We start from the raw sequence: 16,202 nt of genomic DNA, 5'->3' as shown, positions 1-16,202 counted from the left end.
GTTTTTGCGACAAGTAATAAAGATGCGCCGAGAGGGGAAAGGGTTCAATACCGAAAACAAACACAAACCTGTAGGAGCAGAGCTTGCTCGCGAAGCAGGTGCCTCGGTGTATCAAATACACCGAGTCATCGTTCTTCGCGAGCAAGCTTCGCTCCTACAGGACTGGCGTCAAATCACCCGCGGTGACGGCCGCGGAAGTAGTTGATCAGGCCTTGGGTGGAGGCATCGTCGGCCGGGGTTTCTTCGCTGCCGACCAGGCGGTTGTAAACGCCTTTGCCCAGTTCTTTACCCAGTTCCACACCCCACTGGTCGAAGGCATTGATGCCCCAGACCACGCTTTGCACGAATACTTTGTGTTCGTACAGCGCCACCAATGCGCCAAGACGACGCGGGCTGATGCGTTCGACCACCAGGGTGTTGCTCGGACGGTTGCCCGGGATCACCTTGTGCGACGCGAGTTTCTGCACTTCATCCTCGCTCATGCCCTTGTCACGCAGCTCGGCTTCGGCCTCTGCGCGGGTCTTGCCGAGCATCAGTGCCTGGCTTTGGGACAGGCAGTTGGCGTACAGCCACTGGTGGTGGTCGGACACCGGATTGAAGCTGACGATCGGCACGATAAAGTCCGCCGGAATCAGTTGGGTGCCCTGGTGCAGCAACTGGTGGTAAGCGTGCTGACCGTTGCAGCCGACGCCACCCCAGATCACCGGGCCGGTATCGGTGGACACTGGCGTGCCGTCCTGGCGCACGCTCTTGCCGTTGGATTCCATGTCCAGCTGTTGCAAGTGCTTGGTGATGTTGCGCAGGTAGTGGTCGTACGGCAGGATCGCGTGGCTCTGCGCGCCCCAGAAGTTGCCGTACCAGACACCGAGCAACGCCAGCAGCACCGGCATGTTCTGTTCGAATGGCGCGCTCTGGAAATGCTGGTCCATGGTGTAGGCACCGGACAGCAGCTCCTTGAAGTTCGACATGCCGATGGCCAGTGCAATCGGCAGACCGATAGCCGACCACAGCGAGTAACGGCCGCCGACCCAGTCCCACATCGGGAAAATGTTTTCTTCGCGGATACCGAATGCCACTGCCGCCGCGTTGTTGCTGGAAACGGCGATGAAGTGACGGTACAGCTCGGCTTCCGAACCACCCTGAGCCAGGTACCAGGCGCGTGCGGCCTGGGCATTTTTCAGGGTTTCGAGGGTGTTGAAGGATTTCGACGAGACGATGAACAGCGTGGTCTCGGCGCGCAACTTCATGGTCAGTTCGTGGAATTCACTGCCGTCGATGTTCGCCAGGTAATGGCAGCGCACGCCTTTCTGGGCGTAGGACAGCAGCGCTTCGGACACCAGCTCAGGGCCGAGGAACGAGCCACCGATACCGATGTTCACCACGTCAGTGATCGGCTTCTCGGTGTAACCGCGCCACAGACCGTCGTGAATACGGCCCACGAGGTCGGTGATCTGGTTCAGCACCTTGTGCACATCGGGCATCACGTTGACGCCGTTGACCGACAGCTTGTCGCCCACCGGGCGGCGCAGTGCGGTGTGCAGGGCCGGGCGCCCTTCGGAAGAGTTGACTATTTCGCCATCGAACAGCGCTTTGATTGCGCCCTTGAGGTCGACTTCGTTGGCCAGGCCCACCAGCAGGTTGCGGGTCTCGGCGTTGATCAGGTTCTTCGAGTAGTCGAGAAACAGGCCACAGCTGCTGAGGGTGAATTGAGTAAAGCGCTGCGGATCGGCATTAAAGGCTTCGCGCATGCTGAAATCCTGCATGGCTTGGCGGTGGTCATTCAACGCTTGCCAGGCGGGCAGAGCGGTCACGTCGTGAGGAGTGCGGTAGTACGCCATCGCTGCGGTTTTCCTTTTTACTTGAACGGCCTTTTGAACATGAAAAAACCCGGAGCGCTGCGGGTGGGCGTCCGGTCAACTGCGTCGACACGATTTCATGGCGCAGGGCGAATACAGTAAACCTCGCGCTGCAATCTGTCTTGACTTTGTCTGACCTGCTCCCGGTACTTTTTTAACATTTAAGCAGGGAGCGGTCCGACAAACGGAAGGCTGACAGGGGGAGCTGCTCGATCAGGCGACCTGAACCGGAATGGCATTGCTGGTGTGGCTCAGCTCGTTACCCGGGGCCATGTAGAGCATGCGCGGCTTGAAGTTGAGCAGTTCGGCTTCGCTGTAGTGGGCGTAAGCGCAGATGATCACGCGGTCACCGACCTTGGCCTTGTGCGCCGCGGCACCGTTGACCGAAATCATGCGCGAGCCTTCTTCGCCACGGATCGCGTAGGTGGTGAAGCGTTCGCCGTTGTCGACGTTGTAGATCTGGATCTGTTCGTACTCACGGATGCCGGACAAGTCCAGCCATTCACCGTCGATGGCGCAAGAACCTTCGTAATCAAGTACAGCATGGGTGACTTCGGCGCGATGCAGCTTGGCCTTGAGCATGATGGCGTGCATGAGTGTTTCCCCAGGTCGGAATCGAACGGTGGGCAGTTTGCCCGAAGGGTTTGTGGGCAGCAATACAGTCTGGAAACGACATAGATCCAATGTGGGAGCGGGCCTGTGGCGAGGGGGCTTGCCCCCGTTGGGCTGCGAAGCAGCCCCAAAATCTCTGATGTGCCAAAGATCTTGTGAGTGCCATGCACTCAAACGGGGGCAAGCCCCCTCGCCACAGCCCGCTCCCACAATGGTTTTGTGGTGTTTATGCGGGGGTGTCTAGGTTCAGATGCAGGTTGTCGATCAACCGCGTCGTGCCCAGGAACGCCGCCACCAGAATCACCAGGTCCCGATCTTGCGCTGTCGCCGGACGCAAGGTCAGCGCATGGCGAATTTCCAGGTAATCGGCACGCAGGCCAGCGGTTTCGAGTTGCTTGATCTGCTCGTTGATCAACGTCGGGTAATCCCGCTCACCCTGTTTAATTGCATCGGCAATATGGGTCAGGGTGCGATAGACCTCTGGCGCAATGGCCCGCTGTTCTTCGCTGAGGAACCCATTGCGCGACGACAACGCAAGACCGTCGGCGGCACGCACAGTGGGTTCGCCGATGATCTGGATCGGCATGTTCAGGTCGTGGACCAGGGCGCGGATCACCGCCAGTTGCTGGAAGTCTTTCTGGCCGAAGATCGCCAGGTCCGGCTGGACCATGTTGAACAGTTTACTGACTACGGTCGCCACCCCTTCGAAATGCCCTGGACGGCTGGCGCCGCACAGTCCTTCGGAGAGTTGCGGGACGCTGACGCGGGTCTGGCCGGCCATGCCGTCGGGGTACATTTCTTCGACGGTCGGTGCGAACAGCAGATGGCAACCGGCCTGGAGCAGTTTCTCCTGATCGGCCGCCAAGGTCCGCGGGTACTTGTCGAGGTCTTCGCCGACGCCGAATTGCAGCGGGTTGACGAAAATGCTCGCGACCACGAAATCCACCCGTTGGGTGGCTTTGGTAATCAGCGCGATATGCCCGCTGTGCAGGTTGCCCATGGTCGGCACGAAGCCGATGCGCTTGCCTTCGCTACGGGCACGGGCCACGGAGGCCCGCAGTTCGCGTACGGTTTTTACGGTGTTCATGCAGAGAATCCGTGTTCGATACCAGGGAAAGTCGCCGCTTTGACTTCAGTGACGTAAGCGCTCAAGGCGGTTTGAATGCTGGTTTGGCCAGTCATGAAGTTCTTCACGAATTTGGGCACGCGGCCGGTAATGGACAAGCCCAGCATGTCGTGCAGAACCAATACCTGACCGTCAGTGCCACTGCCGGCGCCGATGCCGATCACCGGGATCTTCACCGCCTGGGAGATTTCTTCGGCCAGTTCGCTGGGCACGCATTCGAGCAGCAGCATGGCCGCGCCGGCCTGTTCCAGGGAAATCGCATCGGCACGCATCTGCCGCGCCTGGTTCTCGTTGCGGCCCTGGACTTTATAGCCGCCGAGGATATTGACCGATTGCGGCGTCAGCCCCAAGTGTGCGCACACCGGGATGCCGCGTTCGGCCAGCAGGCGGATCGAGTCCGCGAGCCACAGTGCCCCTTCAACCTTGACCATGTGCGCACCGGCCTGCATCAGCAGCGCGCTGTTGGTCATGGTCTGTTCGAGGGTGGCGTAGGCCATGAAGGGCAGGTCGGCGAGGATCAGGGCATCGGTGTTGCCGCGTTTGACGGCCGCCACGTGGTAGGCCATTTCAGCGGTGGTCACCGGCAGGGTGCTGTCGTGACCTTGCAAGACCATGCCGAGGGAGTCGCCCACCAGCAGCACTTCGACTCCGGCCTCGTTGCAGGCGTGGGCGAAGGTCGCGTCATAGCAGGTCAGCATGGTGATCTTTTCACCTTTCTGCTTGAGGCTCTGGAGCGTGGTCAGGGTGATGGCTGGCATGAAAAAATCCTCATTACAGGCGCTATGGAAACTACTGCGAGTAACGCGCGTGATTCGTCATTTATACAGGCGCACCCTCTTTCGTGGTGCTTGTAAGGCCTGGATTGCGCCCTTTGGCGCCGCGTTGGCGGCAGCGGGACGCCTATAGTCGTGAGGAGAACCCGGGAAGTCAATTGCGTGTGTTACCGCGTTGTTACGTCTGGGGTGTTACCGACGTTACTGATGCGATTCAGCAGGTTGGCAGGGATGATTTGCAGATTTCTTGTCCGACAAAAAACCAATGTGGGAGCGAGCCTGCTCGCGATAGCGGTCATTCAGTCAACATCATTGTTGAATGTCAGTCCGTCATCGCGAGCAGGCTCGCTCCCACAGGGGATATTTGTCAGGCGTGAGAAATGCGTTCCAGACCGACGAACGGGCAGGCGGCGAGTAATTCTGTGAGGGTGCGGCCATCGGCCAGACGCAGATCCACCGGTGCCAGCTCGGCCAGCGGATAGAGGACAAAGGCCCGTTCCTGCAGGTGATAGTGCGGGACTTTGAGACGGGGTTCGTCGATCAGTCGATCGCCGAACAGCACGATGTCCAGATCCAGCGTGCGCGGCCCCCAACGTTCAAGACGCTCGCGGCCTTGTCCGTTCTCGATGGCTTGCAGCGCATCAAGCAGGTCCAGTGGCGCGAGGCGGCTGTCGAGGGCGGCGACCGCGTTGGTGTAGCGCGGTTGGCCGGGCAGCAGCGAGTCGCTTTGATAAAACGCGGAAACCCCGACCAGTTCGGTCTGCGGCAACTGCGCCAGCGCCTCGACAGCGCTGCGCAACTGTTCGGCGGGGTCAGCCAGATTGCTGCCCATGCCGATGTAGATGCGTTCCATGGCTTACTCGCCTGTCGTGCTCGGTGCGCCGGCAGCGCGCTTGCGCTTGGCGCCGCCGCTGCGGCGACGTTTGCGCGGAGCGCCGGCACCGTCGTCCTTGCCGCTGAGGTCGCGGATCATGTCCCGACGTTCGCTGTCGTTGGCGTCCTGATAGTCGGTCCACCATTCGCCCAGGCCATCGGTCTGTTCCCCGGCGCTTTCGCGCAGCAGCAGGAAGTCATAACCGGCGCGGAACCGCGGGTTGTCCAGCAACAGATCGGCGCGTTTGCCGCTGCGTCGTGGCAGGCGCTCCTGCATGTCCCAGATCTCGCGGATCGGCATGGTGAAGCGTTTCGGAATGGCGATGCGCTGGCACTGTTCGGCGATCAGCTCGTGCGCCGCTTCCTGCATTGCCGGAATCGGCGGCATGCCGCGTTCTTGCAGACGCAATACACGGGCCGGCAGGGCAGGCCAGAGCAGGGCGGCAAACAGGAACGCCGGGGTGACCGGTTTGTTCTGCTTGATCCGCAGGTCCGTGTTGATCAGTGCTTCGCTGATCAGCGTGTGGGTGTAGGTCGGGTTGTATTCCAACGCTGCCGCACTGGCCGGGAACAGTGGATCGAACAACTGCAGGTCGACCAGCATTTCGAAGGTGTCCGCGGCATGGCCGGAGAGGAACAGCTTGAGCACTTCTTCGAACAGGCGGGCCGACGGAATCTCGCGCAGCATCGGCGCCAGGTCGCGGATTGGCGCGGCGCTGTGTTTTTCGATACCGAAATTCAGCTTGGCGGCGAAACGCACGGCTCGCAGCATCCGCACCGGGTCTTCCTGGTAGCGTTGCTTCGGATCGCCGATCAGGCGGATCAGGTGATTACGGATGTCGTGTACGCCATTGGCGTAGTCGAGAATGCGCTCGCTGACCGGATCGTAATACAAGGCATTGATGGTGAAGTCGCGGCGTTGCGCGTCTTCTTCCAGGGTGCCGTAAACGTTATCGCGCAGAATGCGGCCGCTTTCGTTACGGGAAGATTGGTTGCTGTCTTCTTCCTCGTCATTTTGCGGGTGATTGGCGCGGAAGGTCGCGACTTCGATGATTTCGCGGCCAAAGTGGATATGCACCAGTTTGAAGCGCCGACCGATGATCCGCGCGTTGCGGAATTCGGCGCGTACCTGTTCAGGTGTGGCGCTGGTGGCGACGTCGAAATCTTTCGGCGTGATGCCGAGCAGCATGTCACGCACACAGCCGCCGACCAGGTAAGCCTGGTAACCGGCATTCTGCAGGCGTTCGACGATGTTGACCGCGTACCGGCTGAATTGTGCCTTTTGCAGAGAATGTTGGCCGCTGTTGAGCACTTCAGGCGTGCTGCGGATGTGTTGCGTACGACGCAGGGGAGAACGGAATGACTGGAACAACTTCTTCAGCATGGGATGCACTGTTTGAAGGAATGTTCGGCCATAACGAAGAATGACCGCATGATGGGCGGGGATTCTAGCATTTAGTCGGGGGATGGTGTAGGAAGCTGCGCAAGCGCTTGAAGGGGATGTCTGGCAGGCACGATCTGTAGCCCTGTAGCAGCTGCCAAACGCCAGAAACCACAAGGGGAGCCGAAGCTCCCCAAGAAGTAGTTGCATGCTCTATTTTTATTATTGGTTTCGGGCTTCTTGTTTTTGTTGAGCGCCCTCGCCATGAAGTTTTCCTTCATGACCCTCCCAATCGGGAGCCAAGAGCAAACGGATTGCTTTGGTCGCTGTGTTGCTATGATCGTTCGATCCAACCAGTTCAGGCACTGTCTTGGGACAGTTTTTTATTATTCTCGGCCTGGTCGTGGGGCAAGCCCCAAATACAACGCCTCTCCAAAAGAATCAGTTAGCTACGCCTCTCGCCGTCTTGTTTTTATTGTGCGTGAGTCGATTCGTCTTATTTTTATTGTCTTGTGCATTACTTGTTATTGTTCTTGTACCAAACATATAGCAGGGTGCGTGCCAACTTTTGTGAAGCCCAGTAAAACAAGGGGTTAGGCAGGCTAATGATGTATTTTCAGGCCCAAAAAAACCGGGGCTTCGTTACCGTAAGCCCCGGCTTCTGTTACGCGAAAAAGCTGAGGTAACAGTTTTTTCACAAAGTCATGTGTTACTCGCGCATCCGACAGGTGCGGTTCAGCTCTCGCTGGCCACCCCGGTCTTGCGCCGCGGAATGCCCAGGCGCTGACGGCGTTCCCACAGGCATTTGCGACTGACCCCGAGTTTGCGAGCCAGTTCGGTTTCGGTCATGTGGTCCTGATGCTCGAGCACGAAGTGCTGGAAGTAGTCTTCCAGGGACAAATCTTCGGTCGGTTCGTGGCTGGTGTTACCGGTGTTGTTGCCCTGCTGGGGCGCGAGTCCGATGAAGTCGTCGTCTTCCAGATCGCTGAGTTCGATGTCGATACCCAACAGCTCGGCGGAAATCTCCGGGCTCTCGCACAGAATCACCGCGCGTTCGACCGCGTTTTCCAGTTCGCGAACGTTACCCGGCCAGGTGTAATGCCGAATGGCTTGTTCGGCATCCAGAGCGAATTTCAGATCGGTGCGATTGACCCGCGCGCTCTGCCGCACCAGGAAAGCATTGGCAATTTCATTGACGTCCGCGCCGCGTTCGCGCAGGGCCGGCAGTTTCAAGGCAATCACGTGGAGGCGATAATACAAGTCTTCACGGAACTGGCCGATCTTCGCCAGGCTCTTGAGGTCCCGGTGGGTTGCGGCGATCAGGCGTACGTCGACCTTCTGCGACTGGACCGAGCCAACCCGGCGGATTTCACCTTCCTGCAATACGCGCAACAGGCGGGCCTGGGCTTCCAGAGGCAGCTCACCGATTTCATCGAGGAACAAGGTGCCGCCGTCCGCCGCTTCCACCAACCCGGCACGCCCGGCGCTGGCGCCAGTGAACGCGCCTTTTTCGTGGCCGAACAGTTCGGACTCGATCAGGCTTTCCGGAATGGCCGCGCAGTTCACCGAAATCATCGGCGCCTTGGCACGTTTGGACAGGTTGTGCAGGGCTCGTGCTACCAGTTCTTTACCGGTACCGGATTCACCCTGGATCAGGACATTGGAATCGGTCGGCGCGACTTTACGGATCTTGCTGTACAGGTCCTGCATCGGTGGGCACGAGCCGATGATGCCGATTTCGCCGTTGCTGTTGTCGACACTGTTTTTTGCAGCACCATTGGTCGCTTTACCGACGACCGGCTCACCGCTGGCTTGCGCCGATTGCCGGTCACGCAGGATTCGCGCAACGGCCTGAAGCATTTCGTCGTGATCGAAAGGCTTGGCGATGTAATCCACCGCGCCCATCTTCATTGAGTCGACGGCCGAACGCAGGCTGGCGTAACTGGTCATGATCAGCACCGGAGTGCCCTGGCCAAGTTTGATCAACTCGGTACCAGGCGCGCCAGGCAGGCGCAGGTCGCTGACGATCAGGTCAAACGTGGGAATGCTGAAACGCTCTTGTGCTTCCTGCACGGATCCGGCTTCGCTGACCTGGTACTGGTTACGTTCCAGCAGTCGGCGCAAGGCGGAGCGGATAATTGTTTCGTCTTCGACGATCAAAATGTGCGGCATTGATTCGATACTCTCGACGGTCTCAGTTCACAGCGGACGTCGCTTCGACATGACGCGGCAAGGTCACCCGGATACGGGTGCCGCGTTGGCTTTGAACATCAGCCGGGCTGTCGATGGTGATTTGTCCATAATGCTCTTCAACGATGGAATAGACCAGTGCAAGGCCCAGACCGGTGCCTTCGCCAGGATCCTTGGTGGTGAAGAAAGGTTCGAACAGTCGGTCCATGATGCTCGAGGGAATACCGCTGCCTTCGTCTTCGACGATCAGATCGACCGTGTGTTCGCCGGCTTCGCTTTTGACTCGCACCGCACTGCCCGCAGGCGAGGCGTCGCGGGCGTTCGAGAGCAAGTTGATCAATACCTGAGCGAGCCGCTGCGGGTCGCCTTCGACCCAGTGATCGGGGTCGCACAGGTTGTAGAACTGTACTTCAAAATTGCGCCGGTTCAGGGCCAGCAGGCCGATGGCATCCTGGGCCACTTCCGCCAGACAGACGGGCTCGTCACTGTGCTGATGACTGCCGGCGTGGGCGAAGCTCATCAGCGACTGAACGATGCGTGACACGCGTTTGGTCTGTTCGAGGATCTGCCCGCTGATTTCCGTGAGTTCGGCGTCTTCCTCACGCTCTTCGCGCAAGTTTTGGGCGAGGCAGGCAATACCGGTGATCGGGTTGCCGATTTCATGGGCCACGCCAGCCGCCAGTCGGCCGATGCTGGCCAGGCGCTCGGAGTGCACCAGTTTGTCTTCAAGCATCTGGGTTTCGGTCAGGTCTTCCACCAGTAGCACCAGGCCGCTGTTACCCGGTGCCAACGGTTCATCGATCGCCGCTTTGTGCAGGTTCAGCCAGCGGGTCTGGCCATCGAGGGCCAGGTGCTGCTTGTGCAAGTGCTCGTCCGGCAGGTTGATGAAGCCTTGCAGCAGCTCTTTCCACGGATCGCCAATCGTGCTCAGGCGCGAACCGACCACACGTTGCGCGGCAATCCCGGTCAACTCCTCCATGGCTTTGTTCCACATGAGGATTTCCTGATCCTTGGCCAGCGAGCACACGCCCATCGGCAATTCCTGCAAGGTCTGGCGGTGGTAGCGGCGCAGGGCATCGAGTTCAGCGGCAAGACCGGTGAGGCGCGAGTGGTAATCCTCGAGGCGACTTTCGATAAAGTGGATGTCTTCGGTGACGTAGTTTTCGCCGCCGGCCTTGTAGGGCAGGAAGGTTTCGACCATGTCCTGCGCCACGCTCGGCCCCATCAGGCCGGAGAGGTTGGCTTCGATACGGTCACGCAAACGACGCAAGGCATAAGGCCGGCGTTCATCGAACGGCAGATAGAGGTCACGCAGTGCTTGTTCGACTTCTTTCTGCGCTGCCTTGGCACCCAGCGGTTTGGCCAGTTGCGTGGCGAATTCCTGAGGCGAGGCGGCGTGCAGTTCGCGGCGTTGCGGGCGGCGAACGTTGTCCACCGCGCAGGCTTCGGCGGCGCTGGCCTCTTCGGGGCTGGCGTTGGTGAACAGCGAAATCAGGGTGAACATCAGCACGTTGGCGGCCAGCGAGGCAATCGCAGCCATGTGCCAACTGGTGTCGTCCAGCACGTAAATCATGTTCAGCAGCGGAATGTAGAAGCCTTGCAGATTGCCGACCAGCGGTAGCAACATGGTCACCAGCCATACCAGAATCCCCGCCAGGAGACCGGCGATGAAGCCGCGACGGTTGGCGGTCGGCCAGTACAGCACCGACAACACACCCGGCAGGAACTGCAACGTGGCGACGAAGGCGACGATGCCGAGGTTGGCCAGATCCTGCTCGGCGCCCAGCAGCAGGTAGAAACCGTAACCGGCCATGATGATCGCGACGATCAGTGCTCGACGGGTCCACTTCAGCCAACGGTAGATATTGCCTTCGGCTGGCGGCTGATAGAGCGGCAGCACCAGATGGTTCAGCGCCATGCCGGACAGCGCCAGGGTGGTGACGATGATCAGGCCGCTGGCCGCCGACAATCCACCGACATAAGCCAATAGCGCCAGGGCTTTGCTATTGGCGGCGATGCCGATGCCCAGCGTGAAGTATTCCGGATTCGTGGTGGCGCCAAGTTTCAGCCCGGCCCAGAGAATCAGCGGCACTGCCAGGCTCATCAGCAGCAGGAACAGTGGCAAGCCCCAGCTCGCACTGACCAGCGAGCGCGGGTTGAGGTTTTCGGTAAAGGTCATGTGGTACATGTGCGGCATCACGATCGCCGAGGCGAAGAACACCAACAGCAGCGTGCGCCACGGGCCTTCCTGCAATGGCGTGTGCAGGGCGGCGAGGGCGGTCTGGTTTTGCAGCAGCCACAGTTCCAGCTGTTGCGGGCCGTCGAACACGCCATATAGCGCATACAGACCGACGCCGCCAAGCGCGATCAACTTGATCACCGACTCGAAGGCAATCGCGAACACCAGGCCTTCATGTTTCTCGCGGGTGGCGATGTGGCGCGAGCCGAAGAAAATCGTGAACAGCGTAATCAGCGCGCAGAAACTCAGGGCCACGCGATGCTGCACCGGCTCGCGGGTGAGGATGCCGATGGAGTCGGCCACCGCCTGAATCTGCAACGCCAGTAACGGCAGCACGCCGATCAGCATGAAAATAGTCGTCAGCGCGCCGGCCCAGGTGCTGCGGAAACGGAACGCAAACAGGTCGGCCAGGGACGAGAGTTGATACGTGCGGGTGATCTTCAGGATCGGGTACAAGAGCACCGGCGCCAGCAGAAAGGCCCCGGAAACCCCGAGGTAACTGGACAGAAAACCATAGCCGTACTGATAGGCCAGGCCCACCGTGCCGTAAAACGCCCAGGCACTGGCGTAAACACCCAGCGACAGGGTGTACGTCAACGGGTGGCGAATGATCGCCCGAGGGATCATGCCCCGTTCGCTGATCCAGGCCACACCGAACAGCACCGCCAGGTACGCGGCGCTGATCAGGATCATCTGGGTCAGGCTAAAGCTCATCGGCATCTTTTTGGCTCTGCAGGATGAAGGTCACGACGATCAGAATCAGCCAGAGCAAATATGGGCGATACCAGGCGCCAGTGGCGTCGATCCACCAATCCATGATGGCCGGGGAGAACAGATAAATCCCCACTACCAGGAGCAGGACCAAGCGATAGATGTACATCCCGGCCTCTCTCTTTTATGCGCGTGCCCGAAAACGTGCGGCGATGGTAACGGATGGGCGCGCCACTGCAAGCGGCATCACTGCAGTTGCGCTTCGGGCAACGTCAATGTGCGCGGGATCAGCGATGCATCCCAGTGGGCAATGCCCCAGTTCAGCACTTCCCGTGGCGTGGCGTCATTCAGTTCGGTAACAGGATTTTGCCCCAGCGCCCGCAATGCGCGCAGCAACAGCGGTGTGGCCTGATCTTCGGCCAGCGGTGGCGAGCGGTAGGATTTGCCGAGTTTGTGGCCGTCCGGCTGGGTAATCAACGGGATGTGCAGGTAGCGCGGTTGCGGCAGGCCAAGCAGTTCTTGCAGATAGAGCTGGCGCGGCGTGGAATCCAGCAGGTCGGCGCCGCGCACGATATCGGTGATACCTTGCCAGGCGTCATCCAGCACCACCGCCAATTGATAGGCGTAGAGCCCGTCGCGGCGGCGAATCACGAAGTCGCCGACCTCCCGGCCCAGGTGTTGACGAAACTCGCCCTGCACCCGGTCGATGAAGTGGTATTCCAGCTCCGGTACGCGCAGGCGGATCGCCGCGTTCTCGGTGCCGTGCCCCGCGTTGCGGCAAAACCCCGGATAAATGCCGTGATACGGTTCCAGCTGTTTGCGCGAGCAGGTGCAAGCATAGGCCAGGCCCTGATTGAACAGGCGATTGATGACTTCGTCGTAGGCAGCGTGCCGATCACTCTGTCGGACCATGTCGCCATCCCACTCGAAACCGTAGCATTCCAGCGCCTTGAGAATCGCCGCCTGAGCGCCGGGTTCTTCGCGCGGCGGATCGAGATCCTCCATGCGCACCAGCCAGCGGCCGCCGACCGAACGGGCGTCGAGGTAGGAGGCCAGCGCTGCGACCAGCGAACCGAAGTGCAAGTGGCCACTGGGCGTAGGGGCGAAGCGTCCGATGTAGGCGGGGGAAACGATGGTGGTCATAAGGGTGGCGTCAGGCTGTTCAATCGTTTTGAGCATGGCTTGAAGCCGCCTTCGCGAGCAAGCTTCGCTCCTACAGAAGATTGCGCTAGCTTTTGTAGGAGCGAAGCTTGCTCGCGAAGGCGATCTTAAATACGCAACAAATCAGCAAAGTCAGAAACAAAAAAACGGAGCGTTCGCACGCTCCGTTCTTCGTTCAAGTCGCCAAGATTACTTGCCGACTTGCTTTTCCTTGATTTCCGCCAGGGTCTTGCAGTCAACACACATGTCGGCGGTAGGGCGGGCTTCCAGTCGCTTGACGCCGATTTCGACGCCGCAGGACTCGCACCAGCCGTATTCTTCGTCTTCGATCAATTGCAGGGTTTTGTCGATTTTCTTGATCAGCTTGCGCTCGCGGTCGCGGGCGCGCAATTCGAGGCTGAATTCTTCTTCCTGACTGGCACGGTCTGCCGGGTCAGGGAAATTGGCCGCCTCGTCTTTCATGTGATCAACAGTACGGTCGACTTCCTGCATCAAGTCCTGTTTCCACTTGTTCAGGATCTTGGTGAAGTGAGCGCGCATGGGCTTGCCCATGTACTCTTCGCCCTTCACTGCTTTGTAGGGTTCGAAGCCGCTGATCGACTGGTTCTGCTGTTGCTTTGCTTGGGTGGGCATGAAATGGACCGCCTCTACTCTTGTAATCCATTGCGCAGGATTGCTCCATCACCGACACCTGCCGGCCCTGCGGCTGCAAGCGGGCGAACTTACCAGATCAAATCGGACCGCGCTACTCCCGGATGTCGAGCCCGCGCCCCGTGGCACTCGCAAAAGTTTGCAAAGCGTTGCCTGGTGGCTCTGGAGACCTGATCAATTATTGATTTTAGTCAAATCTGAGACATACGCTTGAACCGTTTGAGACCAGTTATATGGGCTCTGACCGCTTTAGGTTCTCGCTCGTTCCTGCGCTTGGGTAGAATCGATTCTTTTCCCCGTTGTAAGGAAGGCTAATGGCTCTGTCCTACAGTGCGCGCAGTCGCGCTATCGAACCGTTTCACGTCATGGCCCTGCTGGCACGGGCCAACGAGCTGCAAGCAGCCGGCCACGACGTGATTCACCTGGAAATCGGCGAGCCGGACTTCACCACCGCCGAGCCGATCATCCAGGCCGGTCAGGCCGCGCTGACGGCGGGGAAAACCCGATACACCGCCGCCCGCGGCATTCCTGAGCTGCGTGAAGCCATTTCGGGCTTTTATCAGCAGCGCTATGGGCTGAACATCGATCCACAACGCATCCTCATCACACCCGGCGGCTCAGGCGCGCTGCTGTTGGCCAGTGCCTTGCTGGTAGACCCAGGCAAGCACTGGTTGCTGGCAGACCCGGGTTACCCGTGCAACCGGCACTTCCTGCGGCTGGTGGAGGGCGCGGCGCAACTGGTGCCGGTCGGCCCGGACGTGCGTTATCAATTAACGCCGGACCTGGTCGCGCGTCACTGGGATCACGACAGCGTCGGTGCCCTGGTGGCGTCGCCGGCCAACCCGACCGGAACCATCCTGACCCGCGACGAATTGGCCGGGTTGTCTGCAGCGATCAAGGCCCGCCATGGACATTTGGTGGTCGACGAGATCTACCATGGCCTGACTTATGGCACGGATGCGGCCAGCGTGCTGGAAGTCGATGACAGCGCCTTCGTTCTCAATAGTTTCTCCAAGTATTTCGGCATGACTGGCTGGCGCCTTGGTTGGCTGGTAGCGCCTGAAGCGGCGGTCGGTGAGCTGGAAAAACTCGCCCAGAATCTCTACATCAGCGCACCGAGCATGGCCCAGCACGCCGCGTTGGCCTGCTTCGAACCCGCCACTATCCGCATTTTCGAGGAGCGTCGCGCCGAGTTCGGCCGACGTCGTGATTTCCTGCTGCCGGCCCTGCGGGACTTGGGCTTCGGTATCGCCGTGGAGCCGGAAGGGGCGTTTTATTTGTACGCCGATATCAGCAAGTTCGGCGGCGATGCCTTCGCGTTCTGTCGCCATTTCCTCGAAACCGAGCACGTTGCGATTACGCCGGGCCTGGACTTCGGACGTTATCAGGCCGGGCATCATGTGCGATTTGCCTACACCCAAAGCCTTCCACGCTTGCAGGAAGCAGTTGAGCGGATCGCCCGTGGATTGCGGAGTTGGCAAGGCTGATGCGCTTTCATCCTCCCCTTGAAGAAGGTCGCTTGATTCGTCGCTACAAACGTTTTCTTGCCGATATCGAAACCGTAGGTGGCGAGTTGCTGACCATCCATTGTCCGAACACCGGCTCGATGCTTAATTGCCAGGTCGAAGGCGGGCAGGTCTGGTTTAGCCGTTCCAACGACCCCAAACGCAAGTTGCCGGGCACCTGGGAAGTCGGCGAAACCCCACAGGGACGGCTGTTCTGCGTAAACACCGGGCGCGCCAACGGTTTGATCGAGGAGGCGTTGCGCGCAAATGTCATCACCGAGCTGAGCGGCTTTACCGAACTGAAGCGCGAAGTGTCCTACGGTCAGGAAAGTAGTCGCATCGATTTCCGTCTCGATTACCCGAGCGGGCCAGCCTATGTAGAAGTCAAAAGCGTCACCCTGGGTTTCGATGGCTCGTCGGTGGCGGCGTTTCCTGATGCAGTGACCCAGCGTGGGGCCAAGCATTTGCGGGAGTTGGCACACTTGGCCCGGGACGGGATTCGTGCCGTGCAGTTGTATTGCGTGAACCTGACCGGTGTCGACTCTGTGCGTCCTGCCGAAGAAATTGATTCGGCCTATGCGGCTGCGTTACGTGAGGCGGTAGCGTGCGGGGTCGAAGTGCTGGCGTATGGCGTGCGCTTGACCCACGAAGAGATGGTGGTCGATCGGCGGCTGGAAGTGTTGTTGAACGGTTAAAACGTGACCCAGATCCCTTGATCGTCTTCGCGGCAGAGGATGGCGGTCAGGGATTGCCCGGCGCAGGGGCCGGCGACGCATTCGCCGTCTTCGATCAGAAACAGTGCGCCGTGGGTAGCGCACTGGATCAGGCTGTTGCTGGGGTCGAGAAACTGGTCGGGCTTCCATTCCAGTCCGACGCCACGGTGCGGGCAGCGATTTTCATACGCATACACCCGCCCGCCCCGGCGCACGACCAGGAGCTTCTGGCCGTCGACGTCGAAACCGCGACTGCTGGCGTCAGCCAATTCGGCGCCTGTGCAAAGAAGCTTCATGCCTATCCTCAAGTCGTGCAGCTCGTGACCAGATATGTCCGAGCTTGACGTCCAAATGCAAACAATTATCAAATGGCCGCTCACCCACAGGGCGATCGCCGGATGCCGAGGATAC

Annotated in this window: 14 protein-coding genes; 2 read left to right on the top strand and 12 right to left on the bottom strand. The window is 59.7% G+C overall.

Translation table 11 applies throughout. The features are described from left to right. Nucleotides 1-173 precede the first annotated feature (173 nt). From pgi to dksA, 11 genes are all read right to left on the bottom strand, one after another. Nucleotides 174-1,838, bottom strand: coding sequence for a glucose-6-phosphate isomerase (gene pgi, locus ACA044_RS25880; RefSeq protein ID WP_497443869.1), 1,665 nt, complete (start codon nucleotides 1,836-1,838; stop codon nucleotides 174-176). Between the two features lie 231 nt (nucleotides 1,839-2,069). Beyond that, a complete protein-coding gene (gene panD / locus ACA044_RS25875; protein ID WP_003228271.1) occupies nucleotides 2,070-2,450 on the bottom strand; it encodes an aspartate 1-decarboxylase in 381 nt (126 codons plus the stop codon). Between the two features lie 244 nt (nucleotides 2,451-2,694). Then, nucleotides 2,695-3,555: a pantoate--beta-alanine ligase gene (panC, locus tag ACA044_RS25870; protein WP_497443868.1), complete on the bottom strand. Its 861-nt coding sequence runs from the start codon at nucleotides 3,553-3,555 to the stop codon at nucleotides 2,695-2,697. Beyond that, the gene (panB, locus tag ACA044_RS25865) at nucleotides 3,552-4,352 is read right to left on the bottom strand and encodes a 3-methyl-2-oxobutanoate hydroxymethyltransferase (RefSeq protein WP_497443867.1); all 801 of its coding nucleotides are present in this window, start codon (nucleotides 4,350-4,352) and stop codon (nucleotides 3,552-3,554) included. The genes panC and panB overlap by 4 nt, the downstream gene beginning before the upstream one ends. 382 nt (nucleotides 4,353-4,734) lie before the next feature. Next, nucleotides 4,735-5,220 (bottom strand): 2-amino-4-hydroxy-6-hydroxymethyldihydropteridine diphosphokinase, encoded by a 486-nt coding sequence (gene folK / locus ACA044_RS25860; protein WP_497443866.1) that lies wholly within the window; start codon nucleotides 5,218-5,220, stop codon nucleotides 4,735-4,737. A 3-nt stretch (nucleotides 5,221-5,223) separates the two neighbouring features. After that, the gene (locus ACA044_RS25855; RefSeq protein ID WP_497443865.1) at nucleotides 5,224-6,624 is read right to left on the bottom strand and encodes a polynucleotide adenylyltransferase PcnB; all 1,401 of its coding nucleotides are present in this window, start codon (nucleotides 6,622-6,624) and stop codon (nucleotides 5,224-5,226) included. A 732-nt stretch (nucleotides 6,625-7,356) separates the two neighbouring features. Further along, on the bottom strand, nucleotides 7,357-8,793 hold the full coding sequence (locus ACA044_RS25850) for a sigma-54-dependent transcriptional regulator (RefSeq protein ID WP_497443864.1): 1,437 nt from the start codon (nucleotides 8,791-8,793) through the stop codon (nucleotides 7,357-7,359). 22 nt (nucleotides 8,794-8,815) lie between these two features. Next, nucleotides 8,816-11,770 (bottom strand): sensor histidine kinase, encoded by a 2,955-nt coding sequence (locus tag ACA044_RS25845; RefSeq protein ID WP_497443863.1) that lies wholly within the window; start codon nucleotides 11,768-11,770, stop codon nucleotides 8,816-8,818. Continuing rightward, entirely contained in the window at nucleotides 11,754-11,930 is a 177-nt protein-coding gene (locus tag ACA044_RS25840) for a hypothetical protein (protein ID WP_003176118.1), read from the bottom strand. The genes ACA044_RS25845 and ACA044_RS25840 overlap by 17 nt, the downstream gene beginning before the upstream one ends. Before the next feature lie 77 nt (nucleotides 11,931-12,007). Then, on the bottom strand, nucleotides 12,008-12,904 hold the full coding sequence (gluQRS, locus tag ACA044_RS25835) for a tRNA glutamyl-Q(34) synthetase GluQRS (protein WP_497447311.1): 897 nt from the start codon (nucleotides 12,902-12,904) through the stop codon (nucleotides 12,008-12,010). Between the two features lie 207 nt (nucleotides 12,905-13,111). Continuing rightward, nucleotides 13,112-13,555: an RNA polymerase-binding protein DksA gene (dksA, locus tag ACA044_RS25830; protein WP_497443862.1), complete on the bottom strand. Its 444-nt coding sequence runs from the start codon at nucleotides 13,553-13,555 to the stop codon at nucleotides 13,112-13,114. Nucleotides 13,556-13,887: 332 nt separating this feature from the next. On the opposite strand from dksA, the gene ACA044_RS25825 reads away from it, so the two are divergent. Continuing rightward, the gene (locus tag ACA044_RS25825) at nucleotides 13,888-15,060 is read left to right on the top strand and encodes a pyridoxal phosphate-dependent aminotransferase (RefSeq protein ID WP_497443861.1); all 1,173 of its coding nucleotides are present in this window, start codon (nucleotides 13,888-13,890) and stop codon (nucleotides 15,058-15,060) included. Next, nucleotides 15,060-15,773: a DNA/RNA nuclease SfsA gene (gene sfsA, locus ACA044_RS25820; RefSeq protein WP_497443860.1), complete on the top strand. Its 714-nt coding sequence runs from the start codon at nucleotides 15,060-15,062 to the stop codon at nucleotides 15,771-15,773. The genes ACA044_RS25825 and sfsA overlap by 1 nt, the downstream gene beginning before the upstream one ends. Here the strand turns inward: sfsA and ACA044_RS25815 are convergent. Next, nucleotides 15,770-16,087: a Rieske (2Fe-2S) protein gene (locus ACA044_RS25815; protein ID WP_497443859.1), complete on the bottom strand. Its 318-nt coding sequence runs from the start codon at nucleotides 16,085-16,087 to the stop codon at nucleotides 15,770-15,772. The genes sfsA and ACA044_RS25815 overlap by 4 nt on opposite strands. Nucleotides 16,088-16,202: the final 115 nt, after the last annotated feature.

Source organism: Pseudomonas sp. LBUM1673 (assembly GCF_059695645.1).
Note: the sequence above shows the minus strand (reverse complement) of the source record. Positions and strands in the feature narration are given on the sequence as shown.